Here is a 23,456-nt window from a genome sequence, read left to right on the forward strand (position 1 = left end):
CTGCTGACCCGAATGATCAAGACCCAGTTGCTCATCTTCGTCGCGCTGACGGTGGTGGCACTGGTGGTGCTCTCGCTGGGCTACCTGCGGTTGCCGGCCTACGCCGGCATCGGGATGTACCGCCTGTATGCGAACCTGCCCAACTCGGCCGGTCTGTACGAGACGGCCAACGTCACCTTCCGCGGCACCACCGTCGGCAAGGTCATCACGGTGGAGCCCACCGAACAGGGTGCCCGGGTGACGATGAACATCGAGGACAGCACCAAGGTGCCCGTCGACACCGTCGCCAATGTGCACTCGGTCTCGGCGGTCGGTGAACAGTTCCTCGATCTGGTCTCCACCGAGAACACCGGGCAGTACTTCAACGACGGCGACACCATCACCAAGGGCCGGGTGCCCGCGGAGGTCGGTCCGGCGCTCGACTCGGCCCAGCGGGGCTTGGCGGCGCTGCCGGCGGAGAAGATCAGCGTCCTGCTCGACGAGACGGCACAGGCGGTCGGCGGTCTCGGGCCGTCACTGCAACGCCTTGTCGACGGCACCCAGGCGCTGGCCGGTGACTTCCGGGAGAATCTGTCATCGGTCACCGACATCGTCGAGAACTCCGGCCCGATCATCGACTCTCAGGTGAACTCGCAGGACGCCATCTCCCGGTGGGCCGCCAACCTGAACACCATCACCGCGCAGACCGCGGAGAAGGACGCCGCGCTGCGCAGTGGGCTGCAGCAGGCGGCGCCCACGGCAGATCAGCTCAACGCGGTGTTCGGGGATGTGCGGGAGTCGTTGCCGCAGACGCTGGCGAACCTTGAGGTCGTCATCGACATGCTCAAGCGGTACAACAAGAACGTCGAGCAGGTGCTCGTCGTGCTTCCGCAGGGCGCGGCGATCGCGCAGACCGCGACCATCTTCGCTCCCGAGGGTCTGCTGCACTTCGGCCTGGGTATCAACATCCCGCCGCCCTGCCTGACCGGGTTCCTGCCCGCCTCGCAGTGGCGGTCGCCGGCGGACACCAAGACCGAACCGTTGCCGTCGGGTCTGTACTGCAAGATCCCCAAGGATGCGCCCAACGCGGTCCGCGGTGCGCGTAACTACCCGTGCGCCGATGTGCCGGGTAAGCGGGCCGCCACCCCGCGGGAGTGCCGCAGTGAGGAGCCGTACGTGCCGCTGGGCACCAACCCCTGGTACGGCGACCCGAACCAGATCGTCGACTGCCCCGCCGCGGGCGCGCGCTGCACCCAGCCGGTCAACCCCGGTCAGGTGATCCCGGCGCCGTCGATCAACAACGGGATGAACCCGCTGCCCGCCAGCCAGCTGCCACCGCCGGAGTCGACGCTGCCGACCAGCGACCCGTTGACCCCGCCTGGCCAGGGCACGGTCACCTGCAGTGGACAGCAACCCAACCCGTGCATCTACACTCCGGCAGCAGGTCCATCGGCGGTGTACAGCCCGTCCAGCGGTGAGGTGGTCGGACCCGATGGGGTCAAGTACTCCGTCACCAACTCGAGTAACTCAGGAGATAGCGGATGGAAGGAGATGCTGGCACCAGCCGGCTGAACCCCACCGACAACGAGAACGACGCCGCTGCCGATGAGGCGGCGGAGGTATCGACAGCGGACTCCCCCGAGGATCTCGCAGAACGGGAATCCACCGAGGAACCGAATCACGGGCGATTCGGCCAGGGCTGGCTCGTCAGCATCTGCCTGGTGCTCTTCCTGGCGGCCGCGGCGCTGTCCGCGGGCGGCTATCTGCTGCTGCGGTCCAATGCGCAGAGCGAGCAGATCGCCCGCGATGACGCGGTCGCGCTGCAGGCGGCCAAGGACTGTGTGACGGCCACCCAGGCGCCCGACACCGCCTCCATGGGCGCCGCGCAGGCCAGGATCGTCGATTGTGCGACGGGTGATTTCGGCGCCCAGGCGGTGTTCTACAGCTCGATGATGTTGGAGGCCTATCAAGCCGCCAACGTCCAGGTCGAGGTCGCCGACCTGCGTGCCGCCGTGGAACGCCACCACGACGACGGCTCCGTCGACGTGCTGGTGGCGGTCCGCACCAAGGTGACCAATTCCGAGACCGCCGATCAGGAACAGGGCTACCGGCTGCGGGTCACCATGCAACGCGCCGACGGTACCTACAAGATCGCCAACCTCGTCCAGGTCACCACGTGACGGCCGTGCTCGACGAGATCGACGACACCGAAATGGCCGGGCTCGCGGAACCCGCATCCTGGGGTGCCCGGGCCGCGGCGCTGGGTATCGACGTGCTGTTCGGTGTGGCGCTGATCGTGACATTGGCCCTGTTGGCCTGGACCGCGCCGCTGATGGACTGGCTGTGGTGGGTGTACGTCGCGGTGGCGGTGCTGGCGGGCCTGGCGATGATGGTCAACCGCTGGGTGCTTCCGACGCGCACGGGCTGGACCGTGGGCCGCGCCGTCACCGGAATCCGGGTGGTGGGCCGCGACGGCGCCCCGGCGGGCACCGGCCGGCTGCTGGCCCGCGATCTCGCTCATCTGCTGGACACCGCCGCCGTGTTCCTGGGCTGGTTGTGGCCGCTGTGGGACCGGCGGCACCGGACCTTCGCAGACCTGTTGCTGCGCACCGAGGTTCACCGGGTGGGTGAACCCGAACGGAACCTGCGCCGGCCGGTGGCGATCGGGCTGGTGGCGACGACGCTGCTGTGCGCCGTCGCGACCGCCGCCGGCTATCTGATGGTGTACCGCCAGGACCGCGCACTGGACACCGCGCGCGCCGAGATCGCCGCGCAGGGCGCCCGCATCGTCGAGCAGATCCTGAGCTACGCCCCGGGTACCGCCAAGGACGATTTCGCCCGCGCGCAGTCGCTGGCCAGTGACATCTACCGGCCGCAGCTGATCGAGCAGCAGGAGGCGCTGCAGAAGGCTCCGCTGGTGTCCAACGAATACTGGACGGTCAATGGTGTGGTGCTGGAACAGCCCGCGTTGACCACGAACACCGCATCGATGTTGTTGGCGATGCAGGGACAGCGTGGCAGCGACCCGAATGCCATGCGGTTCATCACCGCCACGGTGCGGGCGGACTTCGTGAAGACCGGCGATCAATGGCAGGTGCAGAATCTGTCCGTGCTGACCAAGCCGCGCACCGGGGGCGGCCAATGAGCCCGCGCCGCGTCGTCGAGGCCGATGCACCGGAGTACTTCTACGCACCGGTCGATCCGCCGACCCGGTGGGGTTTGCCGTTGGTCGCCGGGATCTCCGCGCTGTTGATCGCGGTGACGCTGGGGTTGGCGACGTTCATGACGGTCTCCCACGAGTCGGACCGCCGGACCCAGATCCGCGACGCAGACGCGCTCGGCTATGTGCGCGCCTTCATGACGGCCTACACCACGCTGGATCCGTTCAACGCCAACGATTACGCCGACCGGATACGCGCGCAGGGCACCGGGGAGTTCGTCAAGACGTTCACCGAGAAACAGAACGAGATCGTGCTGCAGGTGGCCCGCAACGAACCCACCAACGGCGAGGTGCTGGAAGCCGGTGTGCAACGGTGGAACGACGACGGCAGCGCCGATGTACTTGTCGCGACCAAGATGACCACCACCACCCCGGACGGCAAGCAGACCATCGAGACCGGAAGTCGTTGGGTGGCAACGGCGATCAAGGAGGGACAGCAGTGGAAGATCAGCCGGCTGATTCAGGTGATCTGACCACCGAGGCGGACGCCGAGACCGAGGCCGAGACCGAGAAGGAGGCCGAGGCTGAGGCTGAGGCCGAGAAGGAGGCCGAGGCGGCGTCCGACGAGGCGGCGTCCGAACCCGTCTTGGTGCCGCACCGCCCGCCGGGCCGCGGCGTTCGGGTGGCTGCCGTCGCCGGCGCCGCCGTGTTCGTCGCCGCGGCCGCGTTCGCCGGGGCCAATGCGGCGCCGTACCTGACCGACCGGGCACTGGTCCAGGTGAAGCTGGATATCGCCGGCACCGCCGCCGATGCCATCACCACGTTGTGGACCTACACACCCGAGGACATGGAGACCCTGCCCGATCGGGCCGCCAAGTTCCTCGGCGGCGATTTCCAGGCCGAGTACCGCAAGTACATCGACGCGATCGCCGCGCCCAACAAGCAGGCCCAGGTGTCCAACAACACCCAGGTACTCGGCGCCGCGGTCGAATCGCTGGACACCGACAGCGCGTCGGCGATCGTCTACACCAACTCGGTGGCAACCAGTCCGGTGACCAAGAACATCCCGTCGCTGCGGTACCTGTCCTACCGCCTGACCATGGAGAAACGCGGCACAGACTGGCTCATCACTCAGATGAACGCCATCACTTCGCTGGACCTGACGCCCAGACTGTAGCGGCTCTCGGGCGCACGTTCATGAAATCGCCTGTCTCGCATCGGCTGACCGTCACGGCGCTGCTGTTGCTCACGTTTGCCACCGGCCTGGTCGATGCGGTGAGCGTGCTGGTCCTCGGTCATGTGTTCGTGGCCAATATGACCGGCAACGTGATCTTCCTGGGATTCTGGTTCGTGCCCCATTCGGGCGTGGACCTGTGGGCCGCGGTGGTGGCTTTCCTCAGCTTCGTCACCGGTGCGGTGCTCGGCGGGCGGTTGGTCCGGCACCTCGGCTCCTCGAGGCGCCGCTGGCTGACGGTCGCGCTGTCGGTGGAGGTCGCGCTGCTGATCGTGCTTGCGGTGCTGGCCGGCAGCGGTGTGCTGCGCTACCACGATGACACCAAACTCATCCTGATTGCCGGGCTCGCAGTGGCGTTCGGCATCCAGAACGCTTCCGCCCGGCAGTTCGGCATCCAGGAACTCAGCACGACGGTGCTGACCCAGACCATCGTCGGCATCGGGTTCGACAGCAGGCTGGCCGGCGGCACCGGGCAACGCGAGAAGCTGCGCTACACCGTGGTGCTGACGATGTGCGCGGGAGCAGTGCTCGGCGCGACGATGACTTTGCACGTGGTGGCCCCGGTGATCGGTCTGGCCGCCGCGGTCGTCACGACGGCGGCTCTGATCTTCGCGTTCGGTCCGCCGGCGACCGATGATGGATAGTCTGACCGCATGCCTTCAGTCCTGGTTACCGGCGCGGGCCGGGGTATCGGCCGCACCATCGCCGAACAGCTGGCCGCCCACGGTTGGGATGTCATCGCGGGCGTACGCAGCGAGGCCGATGGCGCGGCTCTGACAGCCGTTGACCCCCAGCATATTTCGGCGATCGTTCTCGATGTTACCGATGACGGCCAGATCGCCGCACTCGACAGCGCGCTCCCCGCGCAACTGGACGCGGTGGTGAACAACGCGGGCGTCGTGATGGCCGGACCGATGGAAACCCTGAGCAGCGAACAGTGGCGCAGGCAGCTGGATGTGAATGTCGTCGGTCAGCTCGCGGTGACCCGGGCCGTGTTGCCGCGACTGCGCGCCTGCCACGGCAGGGTGCTGTTCATCTCGAGCGTGAACGGCCGGCTGTCCACTCCGTTGATCGGGGCATACGCGGCATCGAAGTTCGCGTTGGAGGCCGCCGCCGATGCCCTCCGAATGGAGCTGAGCCCGTGGCGGATTCCGGTGGTTCTGATCGAACCCGCACAGACCGACACCGATATGTGGCGGACCGCGGGGACAATGGTCGATGACGTCGAGGCCGCGTTGACACCCACCGAGCGTGAACTGTACCGGCGGCATATCGCAGGAATGCGCAAGTCGGTGCCGATTTCGCAAAGGATGGCTGTGGCACCGGAAAAGGTATCCGACGTGGTGCGGGCGGCGCTGAGCGCCAAGCGGCCCCGTGCCCGCTACATTGTCGGCGCCGGCCCTCGCCTCCAGCTGGCGCTGATGACGAATTTGCCAGCGCGCGTTCGGGACCGGGTGTTGCGGATGGTCATGCGCCAGCCCTGATCGCCGGCGTCGATCATTCCCGACCAAACGCCCCAGCCCGGCAATCTTGAATGTTAAGTTTTCGCTGAGAACTGCATGGGGCAGCGGGGGAGGTGCGGGGTTGATGGCTGGAAAACACCGGAATGTGGCTGAGCGGACCAGGCGGGTCGCGGTGGTCACGGCGGCTGCTGCGACGGCGACGGCACTGACGGTTGGTGCGGCCGCACCGACGCCGCCGCCACGCCCGGAGGAGCATTACCTCCGGGTGGTGGAGCAGCAGGTGGACCTGAGCGCGGCGGTCAGCCCGTTCGGTCCGCCCGGCAGCCTCTCCGACGTCACCGGTGGCTCGGGGCAGGCCGCCTACAACACCTTCCAGGAGTTCATCGCCGCCTACGAGCGCGCGCTGGCCGGTGTCAACCTGGCCGGTGGTTTCGGTCTGAACGTCGAGTCTCTGCTGGGCCAGATCCCCACGGCGTTCCTTGACGACATCCTGGGGGCGATCCCGATCGATCTGGGCTCGGTGCTGACGCCGATCCTGGGCGGTCTCGTCACCCCGTTGCTGATCAACATCCTTGACCTGCTGAACATCACGGACGCGCAGGGCAACATCACCTTGTCGGCAGTGCTGGGCCTGGTCGGGCTGGACCTGTCGGACCCGCTGAACCTGGCGGGGCTGAACATTCCCGGGGTCAACATCATCACCCCGGGTGAGCCATTCCTCCTGCTGAAGATGCTGTCCGGGCTCGACCTCGGCTGGACCCCCGGCACCGCCAACGCCGTGGCCGACGCCATCAATCAGACGCCGTACCTGGAGGTCGGGGTCGAGAACCTGCTGGACGCGGTGCTCGACCTCGCGGGTGACGCCGTCGGGAACATCCCGCTGCTCGGTCCGCTGATCTCCGCGGTGTTACAGGGCGTCGAAGACATCAATCTGCCGGACCTCAACGTCATCGATGTCCGGATCCCGATCGTCATCGGCTACGGATTCGGCGCGATGGCGGCCGGTTCGGCGTATGAGCAGGCGCTCGCCGACCTGGGCAACCAGCCGCGGCTCGGAGCCAATGGCGGTGGCCCGCTGGGCAGCCTCACCCTGCTGCCGATGATCTTGGCCAACAACGTCGGTCGCGCCAACGGCGGCATGCTCGCCCGGTTCTACCCGCTGTTCGAACTGCTCGGCATCGACCTGATCACCCCCGATGTCCAGGCCAGCAACGCCGGGACCGGGATCCCGATACTGGGCACCGGAATCGAGCTCGGTGCGGCGAACCTCGTCCCGATCAAGGTCGATGCCACGGTCCAGTACCAGCCCTACTCGGACTTCGCGGCGTGGCCGAATCCGTTCACACTGTTCAACAACCTGCTGGCCGGCACCATCGGAGCGTCCTACATACTGCGCGGTGTCGAGTTGGACAGCGCGCTGGACCAGATCCTCGACGAGGTCGGCGAGACCGTCAGCGATGCACTGGATCTCGGCAATCCGTTGAACATCAACATCTACCTGACACTGGCGACCAGCACGCTGCCGTTGCTGGAGCCGCTCTACCTGGCCGGCGATCTGCTGAACATGGTGAGCTTCGGGACGTTGGGCACTTTGCCGATCCGGTTGGCCAACGCGCTCGCCCCGGCCATGACAAGTCTGGTCAACTTGGGCTATACCGACGTGGTGCGCAACCCGGACGGGACCTACACCCGCACGCTGGACGACCCGGACACCGCGACACCGTTCATGTCCTTCCCGGATGTGAACTGGGGCCGGGCCATCAACGATGTGCTGACCTCACTGGCGAACGGATTCCACAAGGAGTTCATCAGCGGCAACCCGACCGCGGCGCCGCCCAACGTGCTGGAGAACCTGGGCAAGCTGATCCAGACCCTCACCAAGGGGCTGAATCTGGGCGGCCTCACCGCTGGGCTGCAGGACGGCCTCGACAACCTGGTCGCCGGTCTCACCGGACAGGCGAGTCGCCAATCCCCGAATGCGGCGCGCACCCTGGCCGCCGCGGCAGGCGATCTTCCAGACCCCGATGCCAAGCTCGTCACCCTCTCGGTGGATCCCGACGGAGAGGTCCCGACCGGTAAGCACGCCGCCAATCCGAGCGCCGCGATTCCAGAGGACTCCGGCTTGCCGCCCAAGCACGCCGCCCCCGACGATGCGGAGGCCGAGGATCCTCCTGTCGAGGCCGAAACTCCCTCGGAGGCAGAGGCTCCCGCCGAGACGCCGGCCGAACCCGAACCCGAGGCCGAGCTCGAACCCGAAGCCGAGGCCGTTCCCGACACCGAGGCCAACCCCGACGCTGAGGCCGAGGCTCCGGTGGTGAAGAAGCCGACGGTCAAGAAGAACCCGTTGGAGAACCTGGTGCGTGACATCACCAATGCGTTCACCCCCAAGAAGAAGAAGCCGGCGACCACGTCGACCGCGGGGGATACCGACGCGGACGCGAAGACGTCCGAGGCGCCGGAGACCAAGACGTCCGAAACCAAGAAGTCCGAGACCAAGAAGTCCGAGACCAAGAAGTCGGACACCAAGAAGGCGGATAAGGAAGCCGCCTAGTTGTACCTAGTCGCCTGTCACGTAGGGCATTCTCGGCGTCGTGGGGCCGTGTTCTGCGGAACGTGCAGTAGCGCAGCGTCTTACGCTCAGCCGTAGTGCCTCGCGACCGGTCCGGCGGCGCGATCTCCCGCCGGACCCGCCGCGTGGACGGTGTTCTCTGTGTAGTTGTCAAGGTGCCGTGCGGGTTTGGTTATGCGGCGGTGGGTAGGTCGGTCATGGTGCGTCGTGCGTGTGAGCGTAGGTGTTCCGGTTTCGGTTGGCCGGGGCGGTGGGGTGGGATGAACCAGGGGTGGCGGTCGGGGCCGAGGTAGACCTGCCAGCCGCCGTGGTGGATCGCGGTGTGGTGCAGTCGGCACAGCAGCACGCCGTTGTCGATGCTGGTGTGGCCTCCGCTGCTCCAGGGTTGGATGTGGTGGGCGTCGCACCAGGACACGGGTCGTCCGCAGCCCGGGTGCGCGCATCCACGGTCGCGGACCGCCAACCCTTTGCGGATGGCGGGTGTGAACAATCGTTCGGCGCGCCCGACGTCCAGTGGGGCGCCCGCACCGTCGACCGTCACCGAGGTCAGGGTGCTGTCGCACATGATGAGGTCCGCGGTGCGGGTACTGACGGGACCGCCGAACCCGAGAATGTCCACGCCTGGTGCTGCGGCGGGGCGGGTGAGGGTGACGTGCGGGAGCACGCCCCCGCTCATCGGGCGCAGGGAACTCGACAGGTAGGTGCGCATGATCTGCCCGAACGCGTCGGCGCGGCGCCGCCCGGTCGGGCGTGGGTCCGGGGACCCGTCCGGCAGCGGTATCGGCCGGCACAACGGATCCAGTGCGGTGAGCAGTTCCTCTGCCGTGAGCGCGTCGAGATCCAAGCTGGCCGCGACCCGCCCGTCGTCGGTCTGCGTCAGGGTCATGTCGTTGAGGTCGGTGTTTTCGGCGACCGGCACCGCCCCGTCGTCGAGCGGAGTGGCGGCGGTTCTTGCGATGGCGATCTCGCGGGCCTTCTTATCGACACCCGACGGGGTGGTCTCGATCATCAGCGTCGTCACGACCGCGGCCCGGTCCTCATCAGACAACGCGACCCTGCCGGACACATGCGCGAGGCCCTTGCCGACCGCGTCGGCGAACTCGATACCGACCCCACCGAGCCGCTGCAACTGCGTCAACGCCGGCAAGGTGTGCGCCGCCCGGCCCACCCGCGCCGCCCGGTACGCCGCACCCGGCGCCACACCCAGACTGGTCAGCAGATCGACCCCCGTGCGCAGGTGTCTACGCGCCGGGATCCCGGCCCGCTCCGCGGCCGCAACCGCCTGAGCGATCACATGATCGAACAGATTGCGCAAGGTCACCGCCGCCGCCAACACCGCCAACAACGGCTGCTCATCGATCACCCTTCGCGGACAGTCCAGCAGCTGAAACAGCGTGCGATCAGCGTCATCCTCGGCTGCAGGTACCGGGGTGAGGTCATCAATCAACGCATCAATGAACATGTCGAGATCAGTGGCGTCCATGTGGATACCGACTTTCACAGAAGGTGCCCCAACGGGCACGATCAGTCACAACGGTCCGCACAGCCCGAAAGGGGCCATCGAACCTCGCGGCGACCGGAGTCGCGGTCTGTGCTCACCGGGTGGTGATGGGAGCAACGTCGCATTCGAACTTGTGTTCGATGCTACGCCGAATCAAGGCCCCGCGCAAGGGAAATTTTGGGGACACGGGCGACAGTTCGTGCGGTCTTGGTGACGGTCTCGACATTCTCGGTCTTGTCGAATCGGGCCGGAACCGTTCCTGCACCACACTATTCGTGCCGAGTAGGCCGGTTCGAGTGTCTAGTTGAAGGCCAACCAGCTGGGTAGCGCGCGTTCCCGCGAATCGCAGAGCACCTGCAACGTGTCGCACGACCCCTTGGGTACGCCCGCACCCGCCCACATGCCGCCGGTGTCGCGACGCAGCACGATTGCCGAGGATCCGCCGCCGTCGAGCAGCAGAGCGGTGTCACTTCCCAAGCCGCGGAACAGGTCCTGTATCTGATCGGGTGTGTAGCTGCCGCCCTGGAACACGTACATCTCGTCGCGGTCGCGGGCATAGGCCAATGCGGTGCGCGCCGCTGAAGGGCCCGGATCGTTCATCTGTCCGGTGTCGCCCGGGGCGAGCAACCCGAGACCGCTGACCGCGACGAAACGGGTGCCCTTGTTCATCAGATCGGAGATCACCGGGCCGGCCGCATCGAAGTCGTCGCCTGAGCGCGGCGTCACCACGAACGGTGCCCCCGCGACCGGCAGAATCATGGTGGACAGCGGGGTCCAGACCTCGTCACCCCCGGACAGACCCTGTTTACCGGCGTAGGCCACGGTTCCGGTGAGCGGCACGTTCACTCGGCCCAGCCCGCGGGTGTTGTCGACGTAGGGGCCCAGCGGTGAGCTGCAGCCGGTCGTCTTCCAGGATCCGCGCTGCTGGCCGCGGATGTCGAAGAAGTTGGCATTGATGGCAATGGTGGGCTGCCCCAACGCCTGCCACGCGGCGATCGGGGTGTAGATCTCCGAGGCCTGCACCAGTCCGTCCCCGGTGCGGGCGCCCGGGGTGCGTTCGCACCGGGACTGATAGCCGTTGTGGGTGTCCACCAGCAGCCTCGGTGCCAGCCGCTGCGAGGCGGATTTGATGATCATCAGGTGGCCACCGCCGCCGCCCTCGTACCAGTTGCCTGCCGCGTTGAGCATCGGTGTCGGATTGCCGCCGCCGAAGTTGTACACCAGGTAGGAGCCGCGGGTGTTGGCGATGGCGGTCGCCAGCAATGTCCGGCCGTCGGCGGCAGCCGCGATCGGTGCGCCCGTGGTCGTCGACAGCGCCGCGGTGACCGTCAGCGTCGCGATACCGGCGGCGAGGCGCCGGAGACGGGCGACAACGGTCGGCACGGCGATCCCTTCAGAAAACAGAGCCTGCAGTGGTGTGGACAGCGAACACAATCAATCACACCAGCAACACTGTCAACTTGCGTCACAACATCGTCACAGTTGAGCATCGGGTTATCGGCTTGAAGCCCAGCGGAATCGGGTAATACAGCCGAGTCCAGGCAAAACCACTGGCCAATCTGAGGAGCAGCAATGATCGGAACCATCATCAGCGCACTATTCGTCGGTCTGATCGTCGGCGTGTTGGCGCGGTTGATCATGCCCGGCAAACAAAGCATTGGCGTGATCATGACAATCCTGCTGGGTGCCGTCGGCTCGGTGGTGGGTAGTTGGCTGACATTCCAACTCGGCTACGCGAACGAAAACGGAGGCTGGGCCGTCATCCCGTTCCTGGCCGGTGTCGTGGTGGCCGTCGTGCTGATCGCGATCTATGTCGGGGTCACCGGCCGTAAAGGCACGACGGTCCGCTAGCGCCCTGCGCGGGGCTATCCCGGCGGCGCAAGCCGGTACACCGCATCGGCGTAGTCGTCGGTGACGTACACCGCGCCGTCGGGACCGGTCACGGCGGCAACCGGTCTGCCCCAACGACTTCCGTCGGGCGCCTGAAATCCGCCGACCAGGGTCTGCTGATCGCCGAGAACGCCGTCACGCCACTCGAAGAACGACACCTCGGGCTCCTGCGGGTTCTGTCGATTCCATGATCCGTGCACGCCGATCAGTGCGCCGCTGGCGTAGGGCGCAGGAAGGCGGCCGTCGGTGAAGCTCATCCCCAGCGGCGCCGAGTGGGCGCCCAGGCTCTGCTCCACTCGGGGCAGCGCAGCGCAGTCCATGGCCTCGCCGTCGGCATTGGTCTGGACGTCGCGGATCAGCTCGAGATCGGCCGAGCCGCCGTCGGGGTTGCAATAGGGCCAGCCGAGTTCGCGTCCGGGCGTCAGCCGGGCGACCGATTCGGGCGGATGGTCGTCGACGTAGCCGGGATCGACCGCACCCGTCCTCGGGTCCGCCACATTGTCGCGATTGTTCACTGCCGTCCACACTGCACCGTCGGGTGCGATGGCCAGGCCCGTGCCGTTGCGGACCCCGGTCGCGAACGGCTCCATCGCACCGCCGTCGGCGGGGACACGCATGATGGTCGCGCGCGGCGGGGTCGCCGTGCGGTCTTCCTCGGAGATGTTGCCGGTGGACCCGATGGAGAAGTACACGTCGCCGTCGGCGCCGACGGCGACGCTCTTCAGGGCGTGCGAGTAGGCGCCCCGCAGCTCGGGGCTGCGGGCATCGGGCAGGCCGTCGGCCACGGTGCGGCGGTCGGTGGCGGCGCCATCACGGTAGGCGTAAACGTCGACCCGGTCGCTCTCGGCGATGTAGAGGGAATCGCCGGCGAAGGTGAGCCCATGCGGCTGGTTGAGACCGTCCAGGAGAACCTCGGTCTGCCCCGCGCGCATCGAGAGCACCTGTCCCGCACTGGGAACCGAGACCAGCATCGCTCCATCGGGTGCCCACGCGGCCAGCCGCGGCTTGGATGTTCTGGCCCATACCTCCAACGACCATCCCGCCGGGACCAGCGCGCGGCGGGGCTCGTCGAACGGGGCCTCGCCCATACCGTCGGGCACGGCCACCGTCACTTCGGTCAGGCCCGCTGCGGTCGGTGCGCTTGACGTGCCCGGCGGTGCGCTGCTCGGGCTGCCGGCGGAGGGCGGCCCGCCCGGCGTGCTGGTCGAGCAGGCGACCAGCATCGCTGCGCCGGCCAGGCCGCCGACGATTCTTCGGCTATCGGCCCAGACCGGCATGCATCTCCCAGAGCAGGATCTCGGATGGCTCGGTGGCGGTGACCCGCTGTCCGCCGGTGGCCGTCAGGCGCGCGGCATCGCCCTCGAGCAGTTCGCCGGCGCCTTCCAGGCTCACCGCCCCGCGCGGTACGAACAGATGCAAGTAGGGCGCCTGGGGCAGGTGCACCGATTCACCGGCCTGCAGCCGCGCACCATGAAGGGCGGCGTACTTGTTGCCGATGGTGATCGCCGACTGGTCGCGGTGCTCGGGCATCCCGGAGGCGATCGTGACCAGTCGGCCGCTCAGCAATTCGTCATCGATCTCCAGCTGCTGGTAACCGGGGTCGCGGCCGGACTCGTCCGGGACGACCCACATCTGCACGAAATGCACGGGCTCACTGTGTGTCTCGCGTCCGGTCAGGGTCCAGGAATCGTTCTTCTCCGAGTGCAGGATGCCGCGCCCGGCCGACATGCGTTGGGCCAGGCCCGGATAGATGACACCGTTGTTGCCGGTGGAGTCCTGATGGACCAGTGAGCCCTGCATCACCCAGGTCAGGATCTCCATATCGCGGTGCGGGTGAGTATCGAAACCGGTACCCGGGGCCACTCGATCGTCGTTGTTGACCAGCAGCAGCCCGTGGTGGGTGTTGTCCGGCTCGTAGTGGCCGCCGAACGAGAACGAGTGCTTGGAATCGAGCCAGGAAATCCTGGTCGCCGCGCGATCCGCCGCGGGCCGGATGTCCACGGATGCGGTTCGGGTCATCGATGCTCCTCTGAGATCAGTGCCCAGCCTAGGCGCGGGGCGATGGACAGCACAACTTAAATGATGTGTCATGTATTCCATGTGGCTGGATGCGCGCGAGCAGGCGCTGTGGCGGAGATACCTGGCGATGACCGGACGGCTTCAGGCCGCGATGAACCGTCAGTTGCAGCAGGAATGCGGATTGTCGCTGGCCGACTATGACGTGCTGGTCGCGCTCGACGAGTCGCCGGGATGCCGGATGACCGATCTGGGGGAGCACCTGGGCTGGGAGCAAAGTCGCGTGTCACACCAACTGCGGCGGATGCGGGACCGCGGCCTGGTGGACAGCCACCACCCCGATGACGATCGGCGCGCGGCGATCGTCGAACTGACGGCGCAGGGTCGCACCGCGCTGGTCACCGCCGCGCCGGCGCACGCCGAACTGGTGCGCGCGGTGGTCTTCGAGGGGATGACGCCCGCTCAATTGCGCGCGGTCGACCAATGGGTGACCGGGGTGCTGGGCCGGCTTCCGACGCGGTAGCGGGTCAGCCGGCCGGGTCCCAGCCGTGCATCGCGGCATGCATCTGATCCCCGTCGAGCGCAGCGGTGCCGAGCGGCTTCTGATCCGGGTGATACCGCATGCCCTCCAGCAGGAGTGCCACGTAGCGGCGCCACAGATCGGGGTCGACGTGGCCCGCCCACTCACTGACGGTGCCCGCCAGCAGGCCGATGATCGGGGTATCGGTGTGCTCGATATCGGCGCGCAGGTGGCCGTCGTGGCGTGCCCTCTCGACCAAGGTGGTTATCAGTGGCACCAGTTCCTCGCGGGCACAATCGACACGATCCCCGCCGTAGGCCTTGCTGTAGATCATCTCGCGCAGCCCCCGATCGGTGGCGGCGAGCTCGCACTGGCGCTCGATGAACCACACCAGTCCGTCCCACGAATTCGGCTGCTGTAGCGCGGTTTCGGCCAGGCAGACGACCTCGGCGATGCCTTCCTCGAAGATGGCCTCGACGAGTTCCTCCTTGGTCGCGAAGCGCCGATACACGGTCCCGACGCCGACGCCGGCGTGGTGAGCGACATCGTTGAGGGTGGCCTCCATGCCCTTGATGGCGAACAGCTCGCGCGCTGCGGTGAGCACGCGCTGTCGGTTGCGCTCGGCATCCTTGCGCAGGCCGCGACATGGTTTGTCAATCACGAAGTCCACTTTAGTGATGTCCCTTACCTAAACGCTATAACCGGATTGACTCTATCCACTTGTGGGTTTAGATTCCAAGATCAGATCGCATGCCGCCGGTGGCTCGCGGCGTCCCTCATTGAAAGGCAGCATCATGCCTGCAGTTTTCGTGCGCGCTCTGACGGCCGCGAAACCGTTGTTCGACAACGGAGTTCGTGCGCGATGACCGTCATCAAACGGGTCTGGTTGCCCGTGCTGGTGGTGTTTGCGATCGCGATCGGCCTGGTGGCCGTCTCGAATCTGCGCTCGGTGTTCGGATCGGACGGTGCCATCGTCACTCCGATCGACGCCGACACCGCCGAGAACTTCAATCCCAAGGTCGTCACCTACGAGATCTTCGGAACTGGCTCCTACGCCAGCATCAACTACGCCGACCTGGACGGAAAACCGCAGCGCACGGGCGAGGTCAGCCTGCCCTGGACGCTGACCCTGGAGACCACGCTGCCGTCCGTCATGCCGAACATCATGGCCCAGGGCGACGGTTCCTCCATCACCTGCCGCGTCACCGTCGATGACGAGGTCAAAGACGAAAGGACGGCTGACGGTATGAACGCCGCCACCTACTGCCTGGTGAAGGCCGCATGACCACCTTCGTGGACGATTCGCCCACCGACGCCATGCCGCCGGCGCGACACGCGGCCCGTCCGAAGTTACCCCGCTTCATCAGAGCCTTCGCCGTGCCGATCGTGCTGGCGTGGGTGGTCATCGTGGCGCTGCTCAACACGGTCGTCCCGCAACTCGAAGAGGTCGGCAAGCTGCGCGCCGTCTCGATGAGTCCCAACGATGCACCCGCGCTGATCGCCACCAAGCACGTCGGGCAGAAGTTCGAGGAGTACGACACCTCCAGCTCGGTGATGATCGTGCTGGAGGGCGATCAGCCGCTGGGTTCGGACGCGCACGAGTTCTACGACGAAGTGGTGCGAAAACTCAACGCGGACCACACCCATGTGCAGCATGTGCAGGACTTCTGGGGTGACACGCTGACCGCTGCCGGTGCGCAGAGCATCGACGGCAAGGCCGCCTATGTGCAGGTGTACATCGCCGGTGACCAGGGTGAGGCGCTGGCCAACGAGTCGGTACAGGCCGTGCGCGACACCGTCGAAGGCACCCAGGCCCCGCCGGGTGTCAAGGCCTACGTCACCGGGCCCGCGGCGCTGACCACCGACCAGAACATCGTCGGTGACGCCAGCATGAAAACCATTGAGGGCGTGACGATCATCATCATCATCGTGATGCTGCTGATCATCTACCGATCAGTCGTCACGATGATCGTCACCATGGCGATGGTGTTCGTCGGGCTGTTGTCGGCCCGCGGCATCGTGTCCTTCCTCGGCTACTACCAGGTGTTCGGACTGACCACCTTTGCCACGAGCATGGTGGTGACGCTGGCGATCGCCGCCGCCACCGACTATGCGATCTTCCTGATCGGGCGATATCAAGAGGCCCGACGATCGGGAATGGACCGGGAATCGGCCTACTACGACATGTTCCACGGCACCGCGCACGTGGTGCTCGCATCCGGCTTGACGATCGCCGGTGCCACCGCGTGCCTGCACTTCACCCGGTTGCCGTACTTCCAGAGCATGGGCTTCCCGCTGGCGATCGGTATGACGATCGTGGTCGCAGCCGCGCTCACGCTGGGTCCCGCACTGATCTCGATCGTGACCCGATTCGGAAAGGTGTTGGAGCCCAAGGGTAATGGACGTGCCCGGGGCTGGCGCCGGCTCGGCGCCGCGACGGTCCGCTGGCCGGGTGCGATCCTGGTCATGGCGATCGTGCTGTGCATGGTGGGTCTGCTGGCCTTGCCCGGCTACCACACCATCTACAACGACCGCATCTATCTGCCCAGCGATGTCCCCGCCAACGTGGGCTACGCCGCATCGGATCGGCATTTCTCCGACGCCAAGATGAATCCCGATCTGGTGATGGTCGAGTCCGATCACGATATGCGCAATCCCGCCGACTTCCTGGTGATCGAGAAGATCGCCAAAGCGCTGGTGCGGGTGCACGGGATCGCCTCGGTCACCACCATCACCCGCCCGGACGGTAAACCGATCAAGCATGCCTCGTTGGCGTACACGGTGAGCCAGAGCGGCAACGGCCAGGTCATGAACAACGATTTCCAACAGACGGTGCTGGACAACACCCTCAAACAAGCCGACGACCTGCAGGCGAGCATCGACGCGATGGAGACGATGCAGCGCGTCACGCTGGAACTGGCCGATGTCACCCGTCGGATGTCGGACAAGATGAACGACACCTCGGACAATCTCAACGATGTGCGCGACCATCTGGCCGATTTCGATGATCAGTTCCGACCGCTACGGAACTACTTCTATTGGGAGCCACACTGTTTCAACATCCCGCTGTGCTGGTCGATGCGGTCGGTGTTCGACAGCCTCGACGGCATCAGCACGATGTCGGACGATTTCACCGAACTGGTCCCCGATATCGAGCGGATGGCCGAACTGACACCGCAGATGGCGGCCGTGATGCCGGCGCAGATCCAGACGCTGAAGAACCAGAAGCAGACATTGCTGAACCAGTACCAGGCGCAGAAGATGCAGCAGGATCAGAACATCGCGATGCAGGAGGACGCCACCGCGATGGGCGAGGCGTACGACACCGCCCGCAATGACGACACGTTCTATCTGCCACCGGAGGCGTTCCAGACCGCCGACTTCCAGCGCGGTATGAAGCTCATGATGTCGCCGGACGGAAAAGCGGTCCGGTTCACCGTGTTCCATCAGGGCGATCCACTGACCGAGGACGGCACCGAGCGCATCGATCCGTTGCGCATCGCCGCCGCCGACGCCATCAAGGGCACCCCGCTGGAGGGCTCGACCGTCTACGTGGGCGGTAGTGCCGCGATGTACAAGGACATGCAGCAGGGCGCGGACTACGACCTGCTGATCGCCGCCGTCGCATCGCTGATCCTGATCTTCCTGATCATGGTGATCCTGACCCGCGCCGTCGCCGCGGCCGCCGTCATCGTCGGCACGGTGGTGCTGAGTCTGGGCACCTCCTTCGGACTGTCGGTGCTCCTGTGGCAGCACATCGTCGGTATCCCGTTGGGCTGGATGGTGCTGCCCATGACGGTCATCGTGCTGCTCGCGGTGGGTGCTGACTACAACCTGTTGCTGGTGTCGCGCATGAAGGAGGAGATAGGGGCCGGCATCAACACCGGGATCATCCGCTCCATGGCCGGTACCGGATCTGTGGTCACCGCAGCGGGATTCGTGTTCGCCTTCACCATGATCGGCATGCTCGTCAGCGACATGATCGTGATCGGGCAGGTGGGCTCGACCATCGGTCTGGGCCTGCTGTTCGACACCTTGGTGGTGCGGTCGCTGATGACGCCGTCGATCGCCGCGCTGATGGGCCGGTGGTTCTGGTGGCCGCTGCACGTACGTCCCCGGCCGAAACCTCAGGCCTGGCCCAAGGTCACCCAGGAGGTGAACGCGTGAGGCGGCGGATGATCGCCGGGCTGGTGTCGGCGTTGATCGCGCTGCCGATCGGTGTGGCGCCCGCGGCGTCGGCGGACCGGGATACCGACTTCGCCACCGAACTGCACGGTTTCGGGATCTACGGCCAGCGCGACTACAACGCGTGGCTGGCGAAGATCACCTGCAAACGCCTGACCACCGGGGTGGACGCCGACGCCGCCGAATCGGCGGTCTTCCTGTCCGGCAACCTCGCGCGGACGGCCAGCACCGAACAGGTGTGGCAGTTCCTGGGCAGTGGGCTGCGGCTGTACTGCCCCGAACATCTCGGGAAACTCACCGCGATGTCCAACGATCCTTCGGAGGCGCCATGACCCTGCACAGCCTTCGGTGGACGATGCGGGCGCTCCTGCTGATCGTCACGGCATCGGCCGCGGCGGCACTGCTCGCGTCGCCACGGGCATTCGCCGATGCCACCGACGAATATCCGATCCCCAGCAAGCAGATCGAAACAACATGCGACGCCGAGCAGTACCTGGCGGCGGCTCGCGACACCAGTCCGGTCTACTTCGAGCGGTACATGCTGGACAAGAGCAACCGGCCGCTGGACGTTCAGCAGATGGCGGAAGACCGCATCCACTGGTTCTACTCGCTGGATGCCGCCGGGCGGCGCCAGTACTCCGAGGACACCGCCACCAACATCTACTACGAGCAGGTCGCCACCCGCTGGGGCAATTGGGCGAAGGTCTTCTTCAACAACAAGGGCGTGGTGGCCAAGGCGGCCGCGGTCTGCATGAACTATCCGCGTGGTGACCTGTCGGTGTGGGACTGGCCGGTGGCCCGCTGACAGACCGCCTACCATTGCGACGCATGGGAGAGCCGTACCCGGACGAGTACGACTACGACGACTTCGCCGATGACGACGAGATACCGCCGCGTCCCAGCAACCGCGGTGCCGTCGGTGTCTTCCTGCTCGGGTGGCTCTTCCTGCCGACGGCCGGCATCCTGCTCAGCGAGTTGCAGAGCCCCTGGTTCGAGGTCGGCGCGGTCGTGACGCTGGCGTTCATCGCCGTGTTCGTGGTGGCGGTGGTGCGTGTGGTGAGGAACTTCTGAACGCTCAACCGACCGGTGGGCCGGGGCCGGTCAGCAGGCCTTAGTCTGTCGACGTGGATATCAATGGAGCTAGCGCAATCGTCACCGGTGGCGCGTCCGGCATCGGCGCGGCCTCGGCCCGTCAGCTGGCCGCCAAGGGCGCCAGGGTCGTCGTCGCCGACCTCAACGCCGAACGCGGGCAGGAACTCGCGCACGAGATCGGCGGTGTGTTCGTCACCGTCGATGTCACCAACACCGACCAGATCCTGGACGCGGTCAACACCGCCGTCGACCTCGGCCCGCTGCGTGCCCTGGTCAACTCGGCCGGCATCGGCTGGGCGCAGCGGACCATCGGTAAGGACGGTCAATTCGACTCGGCGCACAACCTGGACGCCTACAAGAAGGTGCTGGCCATCAACCTGGTCGGCACCTTCGACTGCATCCGGCTGGCCGCCACCGCGATGAGCCGCAACGAGTTCACCGAGACCGGTGAGCGTGGGGCGATCGTCAACCTGACCAGCGTCGCGGCCTTCGACGGTCAGATCGGGCAGGCGGCCTACTCGTCCTCCAAGGGCGGCGTCGTGGGCCTCACCCTGCCGGTCGCGCGTGATCTGTCCGCATCGGGCATCCGCGTCAACACCGTCGCCCCCGGCCTCATCGACACCCCGATCTACGGGGAGGGTGAGGCCTCTGAGGCGTTCAAGGCGAAGCTGGGTGAGTCGGTGCTCTTCCCGCATCGTCTCGGCAAGCCCGAGGAGCTGGCCTCGATGGTCATCGAACTGCTCACCAACTCGTACATGAACGCCGAGGTTGTCCGCGTCGACGGCGGCATCCGGATGCCCCCGAAGTAGGTTCCGCACTCACGCAGCCCCCTCGCCCGCCCGGGCGAGGGGGCTTTTTACTGTGCCAACGCCCGGCCATCGTGGCGAAACTGCCGGAATGCGCAGTTCGTTGCGAAGAAATTTGCCACATATGCAAATTCCGTGGCGATGCACGGCCGGCGGTGGTCGCCGGTGGTGCACGGTCGCCGAACCGCCGCTTTCCGAAAGATCTTGCTATTAACCGCTAAAACGTGTCTACGCCTGGCAAGTCGCGCGTACAGTCTCCGCTACTGTCAGTTCTTCGCACGGTGAGGCCGGGGATCAATGTGAGCAAGAAGCATCGTAAAAATAGTAGCCGAACGGTACGTACAGCGTTGCTGGGTGTCACCACGGCAACGGCGATGGCCGCCACGATCGCGGTTTCGGCGCCGGTGCCGACACCGCCGGCGCTGCTCGCCCAGGAACAACACAGCGTCAGCCTGACCGCGGCCAGCAGGCCCTACCAGCAGGCCCAGAACGTCATCAACACGCTGCTGCCGGCGCTGGTCGATACCTTCGGCGCTCAGCCGAGAGTCACCCTCGACACGCTGCTGGCTCACGTTCCGCAGAGCATGTTGACCGATCTGCTGAATGCCAACGGCAACACCATCAATGTGGCGTCGCTGCTGGCCACGCTCGGCCTCAACGACGCGGGTTCGGATCTGAACACCGCGGTCACCGCGGCGATCAGTTCGGCGCTGACCGACTTTCTGACCTCGGCGACCACCGGCGAGAACGCCACTGCGTTGGAGGCGGAGTTGCGAGCGGCCATCGCCGCGGCGGTGGCGGAGCGGCTCAACGGGGTGAGCGTCACCGTCAACGTCCCGATCCTCGGCAACCGGACGATCACGTTGTCCTCGGTGATCGGCAGTTCCGGCATCAGCGGCATCGCCAACAGCGTTGCCGGGACGGTGGCGGGCGGCATCATGGACAACCTCAGTGACATCTTGCCCACCGCCGACGAACTGACCGCCGAGGTCACTGCGGTCCTTCCGGACCTGCTGACAACACTGTTCAACTCCGCGGACCTGACCGACTCCGAGGGCAACTTCCAGCTGGGCAACCTGTTGGATCTGGTGGGCCTCAACCTCAAGAGTCTTGCCGACAGCGGAGCCCTGTCGATCACCACCGCTGGCCCGCTGTTCACCCTCGCCCGACTGCTCGGCGGTGTCGACCTCGGCTGGACGCCCGGCACGCAGTCGGCGATCGCCGATTCGGTCAATGGCACCGGATACCTCGACCTCGGAACGACGACGCTGAAGACCAACCTGTCCGCCGCTTTGGCCGACGCGCTGGCCGACGGGTCGCTGGCCGCCGATCTGGGCACTGTGCTGACACCCACCCTGAACAATGTCGTCAACCAGATCGTGGACAACGCGACGGCGACCTTGGAGGAGGATCTGCGGGCCAGCCTCAACAGCGCGGTCGGCGGTTTGAATTACACGGTCCGCGTCTTCGGGCAGAACATCACGATCCCGATCGGCAGCGCCCTGCAGAGCGCGATCTCCCCGTTGATCGGAAACCTCGCAGACAGCCTGAACGACGGAATCTCCGGCAACGTCGCCGATCTCGTCGACGGCGTCGTGGAAACCGGCACGGGCAGCATCGGCGATGCGCTCAACGAGGCCGTCACCGGAGCCATCGATGCCATCCCCGACCAGGAGATCGCCTCGGTCCGCATCCCGATCGTGATCGGTAGCGGGATGGGTGCGTTCTCGGCCGGTGCCGCCTACCGGGACGTGCTGGCGCAACTGTCATCTCAGCCCGGCGGGGTGGACTACGCCGGCGACAATCCACTGCTGGGCAGCCTGACGATCCTGCCGGCGATCCTGCTGAACAATGCGGGCCGCGCCAACGGCGGCATCATGGCCAGATTTGCCGATCTGTTCGCGATGTTCGGAATCGACGCCGTGACACCGGATGTCGCGATCACCAGCAGTGGTGGCACACCGATCGGTGACACCGGCCTCGCTCTGGGTGGGGCGAACCTGGTGCCGGTCAAGATCGACGCCACCGTCGAGTATCAGTTGATGTCGGATTTCGCGGCATGGGCCAACCCGGTCACGCTGCTGAACAACGTGGTCGCAGGGCTGCTGCCGACCTACATGCTGCGCGGCGTGGATGTCACCGGTGCGGCCGGACAGCTGACCGCGGAGCTGGAGGAACTGGTCGGCAGCCTGGCCGACCAGAACGCCGCAGACACCAACATCTATCTGACGGTGCGAGCCAACAGTCTTCCGATGCTGGAACCGCTCTACCTGATCGGTGACGTCATGCGGTTGGCGGGCCTGGCGCCGGTGGCGAACCTGGTGAACGGATTGGCCAATGCCCTGTCGCCGGCGTTGCGGAGTCTGACCAACCTGGGCTACTCGGATGCGTTCTGGAACCCCGAGACCGGAGCCTATGAGCGCACGCTCGACTCTGCGGCGACCCGGGTGCAGTTCGGCACGCTGCCGAACGTGAACTGGGGCGAGGTGTTGCCGAATGTGCTCCGGCAGCTCGGCAGCGGATTCCGGACCGCGATGACGACCAACAACAACACCGGTCCGAATGCGCTCTCGTCGGTGGGTGATCTGCTCAACGGCAATATCGGCGATGTGTTGTCCGGGTTGACCGGTGCGGCCGATGATGCGCTGGCCGACGTCGCGATCACCGCGGACGAATCGGGTGGTGCGGCGGCCGACGAAGGGGCGGCGAACCGTTCGGTATCTGCCGATGCCGCGCCGGCAACCACTCCGCCGGCCGGGGAGCCGGTCGAGCAGCCCGCGGAACCGGTCGCCGAAGAACCGGTCGAGGTGGTCGAGCCGGAGGTCAAGCGGTTGCCGAAGACGCCCAAGCGGGTAAGGGAAGCGGCCAGGACCGCCGCCGAACTCACGGCGGCCAAGGGGCCCGCCGCCGACAAGGCGCCAAAGAAGTCGGACAACGACCAGGGCGACAGCGGCGGCCCGGATGCCACGTCCGAACCGAGCGACAGCGCCGGCGGGCAGAACGCCGCCTGAGTGTCCGAAATACAGAACCGCCCAACTCCG

At 66.3% G+C, this 23,456-nt stretch carries 22 protein-coding genes; 17 read left to right on the forward strand and 5 right to left on the reverse strand.

The window, feature by feature from the left end:
* The 8 genes from C6A86_RS00620 (at nucleotide 1) to C6A86_RS00655 (ending at nucleotide 8,387) form a co-directional block, all read left to right on the forward strand.
* Nucleotides 1-1,551 (forward strand): MCE family protein, encoded by a 1,551-nt coding sequence (locus C6A86_RS00620; RefSeq protein ID WP_233213046.1) that lies wholly within the window; start codon nucleotides 1-3, stop codon nucleotides 1,549-1,551.
* A complete protein-coding gene (locus C6A86_RS00625; RefSeq protein WP_105363875.1) occupies nucleotides 1,521-2,159 on the forward strand; it encodes a hypothetical protein in 639 nt (212 codons plus the stop codon). The genes C6A86_RS00620 and C6A86_RS00625 overlap by 31 nt, the downstream gene beginning before the upstream one ends.
* The gene (locus tag C6A86_RS00630; RefSeq protein ID WP_105363874.1) at nucleotides 2,156-3,124 is read left to right on the forward strand and encodes an RDD family protein; all 969 of its coding nucleotides are present in this window, start codon (nucleotides 2,156-2,158) and stop codon (nucleotides 3,122-3,124) included. Before C6A86_RS00625 ends, C6A86_RS00630 begins: the two co-directional genes overlap by 4 nt.
* Nucleotides 3,121-3,672 carry a mammalian cell entry protein gene (locus C6A86_RS00635; RefSeq protein WP_105363873.1) on the forward strand — a complete coding sequence of 184 codons (552 nt, stop codon included), beginning with the start codon at nucleotides 3,121-3,123 and terminating at the stop codon, nucleotides 3,670-3,672. Before C6A86_RS00630 ends, C6A86_RS00635 begins: the two co-directional genes overlap by 4 nt.
* On the forward strand, nucleotides 3,639-4,316 hold the full coding sequence (locus C6A86_RS00640) for a mammalian cell entry protein (RefSeq protein WP_142407002.1): 678 nt from the start codon (nucleotides 3,639-3,641) through the stop codon (nucleotides 4,314-4,316). The genes C6A86_RS00635 and C6A86_RS00640 overlap by 34 nt, the downstream gene beginning before the upstream one ends.
* A gap of 20 nt (nucleotides 4,317-4,336) precedes the next feature.
* Nucleotides 4,337-5,017, forward strand: coding sequence for a YoaK family protein (locus C6A86_RS00645; protein WP_105363870.1), 681 nt, complete (start codon nucleotides 4,337-4,339; stop codon nucleotides 5,015-5,017).
* A gap of 9 nt (nucleotides 5,018-5,026) precedes the next feature.
* Entirely contained in the window at nucleotides 5,027-5,857 is an 831-nt protein-coding gene (locus C6A86_RS00650) for an SDR family NAD(P)-dependent oxidoreductase (protein WP_105363869.1), read from the forward strand.
* A 103-nt stretch (nucleotides 5,858-5,960) separates the two neighbouring features.
* On the forward strand, nucleotides 5,961-8,387 hold the full coding sequence (locus C6A86_RS00655; RefSeq protein WP_233213045.1) for a hypothetical protein: 2,427 nt from the start codon (nucleotides 5,961-5,963) through the stop codon (nucleotides 8,385-8,387).
* Nucleotides 8,388-8,577: 190 nt separating this feature from the next.
* On the opposite strand, the gene C6A86_RS00660 is transcribed toward C6A86_RS00655, so the two are convergent.
* Both C6A86_RS00660 and C6A86_RS00665 read right to left on the reverse strand, forming a co-directional pair.
* Entirely contained in the window at nucleotides 8,578-9,888 is a 1,311-nt protein-coding gene (locus C6A86_RS00660; protein ID WP_105363868.1) for an HNH endonuclease signature motif containing protein, read from the reverse strand.
* Nucleotides 9,889-10,206: 318 nt separating this feature from the next.
* Complete coding sequence (locus tag C6A86_RS00665; RefSeq protein ID WP_396834521.1) at nucleotides 10,207-11,289, reverse strand: phosphodiester glycosidase family protein; 1,083 nt, start codon at nucleotides 11,287-11,289, stop codon at nucleotides 10,207-10,209.
* A 189-nt stretch (nucleotides 11,290-11,478) separates the two neighbouring features.
* Here C6A86_RS00665 and C6A86_RS00670 point away from each other — a divergent pair, with 189 nt between their 5' ends.
* Nucleotides 11,479-11,757 (forward strand): GlsB/YeaQ/YmgE family stress response membrane protein, encoded by a 279-nt coding sequence (locus C6A86_RS00670; RefSeq protein WP_105363867.1) that lies wholly within the window; start codon nucleotides 11,479-11,481, stop codon nucleotides 11,755-11,757.
* Between the two features lie 14 nt (nucleotides 11,758-11,771).
* Here the strand turns inward: C6A86_RS00670 and C6A86_RS00675 are convergent, their stop codons facing one another.
* A complete protein-coding gene (locus C6A86_RS00675; protein WP_105363866.1) occupies nucleotides 11,772-13,073 on the reverse strand; it encodes a gluconolaconase in 1,302 nt (433 codons plus the stop codon).
* On the reverse strand, nucleotides 13,054-13,815 hold the full coding sequence (locus C6A86_RS00680; RefSeq protein WP_105363865.1) for a pirin-like bicupin family protein: 762 nt from the start codon (nucleotides 13,813-13,815) through the stop codon (nucleotides 13,054-13,056). Before C6A86_RS00680 ends, C6A86_RS00675 begins: the two co-directional genes overlap by 20 nt.
* Before the next feature lie 70 nt (nucleotides 13,816-13,885).
* Between C6A86_RS00680 and C6A86_RS00685 the strand changes: the two genes are divergently transcribed.
* On the forward strand, nucleotides 13,886-14,335 hold the full coding sequence (locus C6A86_RS00685) for a MarR family winged helix-turn-helix transcriptional regulator (protein WP_105363864.1): 450 nt from the start codon (nucleotides 13,886-13,888) through the stop codon (nucleotides 14,333-14,335).
* Between the two features lie 4 nt (nucleotides 14,336-14,339).
* Here C6A86_RS00685 and C6A86_RS00690 read toward each other — a convergent pair whose 3' ends face one another.
* The gene (locus tag C6A86_RS00690) at nucleotides 14,340-14,993 is read right to left on the reverse strand and encodes a TetR/AcrR family transcriptional regulator (RefSeq protein ID WP_105363881.1); all 654 of its coding nucleotides are present in this window, start codon (nucleotides 14,991-14,993) and stop codon (nucleotides 14,340-14,342) included.
* Nucleotides 14,994-15,194: 201 nt separating this feature from the next.
* Between C6A86_RS00690 and C6A86_RS00695 the strand changes: the two genes are divergently transcribed.
* The 7 genes from C6A86_RS00695 to C6A86_RS00725 all read left to right on the forward strand — a co-directional run bounded on the left by C6A86_RS00695 (nucleotide 15,195) and on the right by C6A86_RS00725 (nucleotide 23,426).
* The gene (locus tag C6A86_RS00695) at nucleotides 15,195-15,617 is read left to right on the forward strand and encodes an MmpS family transport accessory protein (protein WP_105363863.1); all 423 of its coding nucleotides are present in this window, start codon (nucleotides 15,195-15,197) and stop codon (nucleotides 15,615-15,617) included.
* On the forward strand, nucleotides 15,614-18,499 hold the full coding sequence (locus C6A86_RS00700; protein WP_105363862.1) for an RND family transporter: 2,886 nt from the start codon (nucleotides 15,614-15,616) through the stop codon (nucleotides 18,497-18,499). Before C6A86_RS00695 ends, C6A86_RS00700 begins: the two co-directional genes overlap by 4 nt.
* A gap of 8 nt (nucleotides 18,500-18,507) precedes the next feature.
* Nucleotides 18,508-18,849, forward strand: coding sequence for a DUF732 domain-containing protein (locus tag C6A86_RS00705; RefSeq protein WP_105363861.1), 342 nt, complete (start codon nucleotides 18,508-18,510; stop codon nucleotides 18,847-18,849).
* Nucleotides 18,850-18,872: 23 nt separating this feature from the next.
* A complete protein-coding gene (locus C6A86_RS00710) occupies nucleotides 18,873-19,322 on the forward strand; it encodes a DUF5078 domain-containing protein (protein WP_105363880.1) in 450 nt (149 codons plus the stop codon).
* Between the two features lie 23 nt (nucleotides 19,323-19,345).
* Nucleotides 19,346-19,588 (forward strand): hypothetical protein, encoded by a 243-nt coding sequence (locus C6A86_RS00715; RefSeq protein WP_105363860.1) that lies wholly within the window; start codon nucleotides 19,346-19,348, stop codon nucleotides 19,586-19,588.
* 53 nt (nucleotides 19,589-19,641) lie between these two features.
* A complete protein-coding gene (locus tag C6A86_RS00720; protein WP_105363859.1) occupies nucleotides 19,642-20,418 on the forward strand; it encodes an SDR family NAD(P)-dependent oxidoreductase in 777 nt (258 codons plus the stop codon).
* Between the two features lie 296 nt (nucleotides 20,419-20,714).
* Complete coding sequence (locus C6A86_RS00725) at nucleotides 20,715-23,426, forward strand: hypothetical protein (RefSeq protein ID WP_311100986.1); 2,712 nt, start codon at nucleotides 20,715-20,717, stop codon at nucleotides 23,424-23,426.
* Nucleotides 23,427-23,456 lie beyond the last annotated feature (30 nt).

Source organism: Mycobacterium sp. ITM-2016-00316, from assembly GCF_002968335.2.
Lineage (GTDB): Bacteria > Actinomycetota > Actinomycetes > Mycobacteriales > Mycobacteriaceae > Mycobacterium.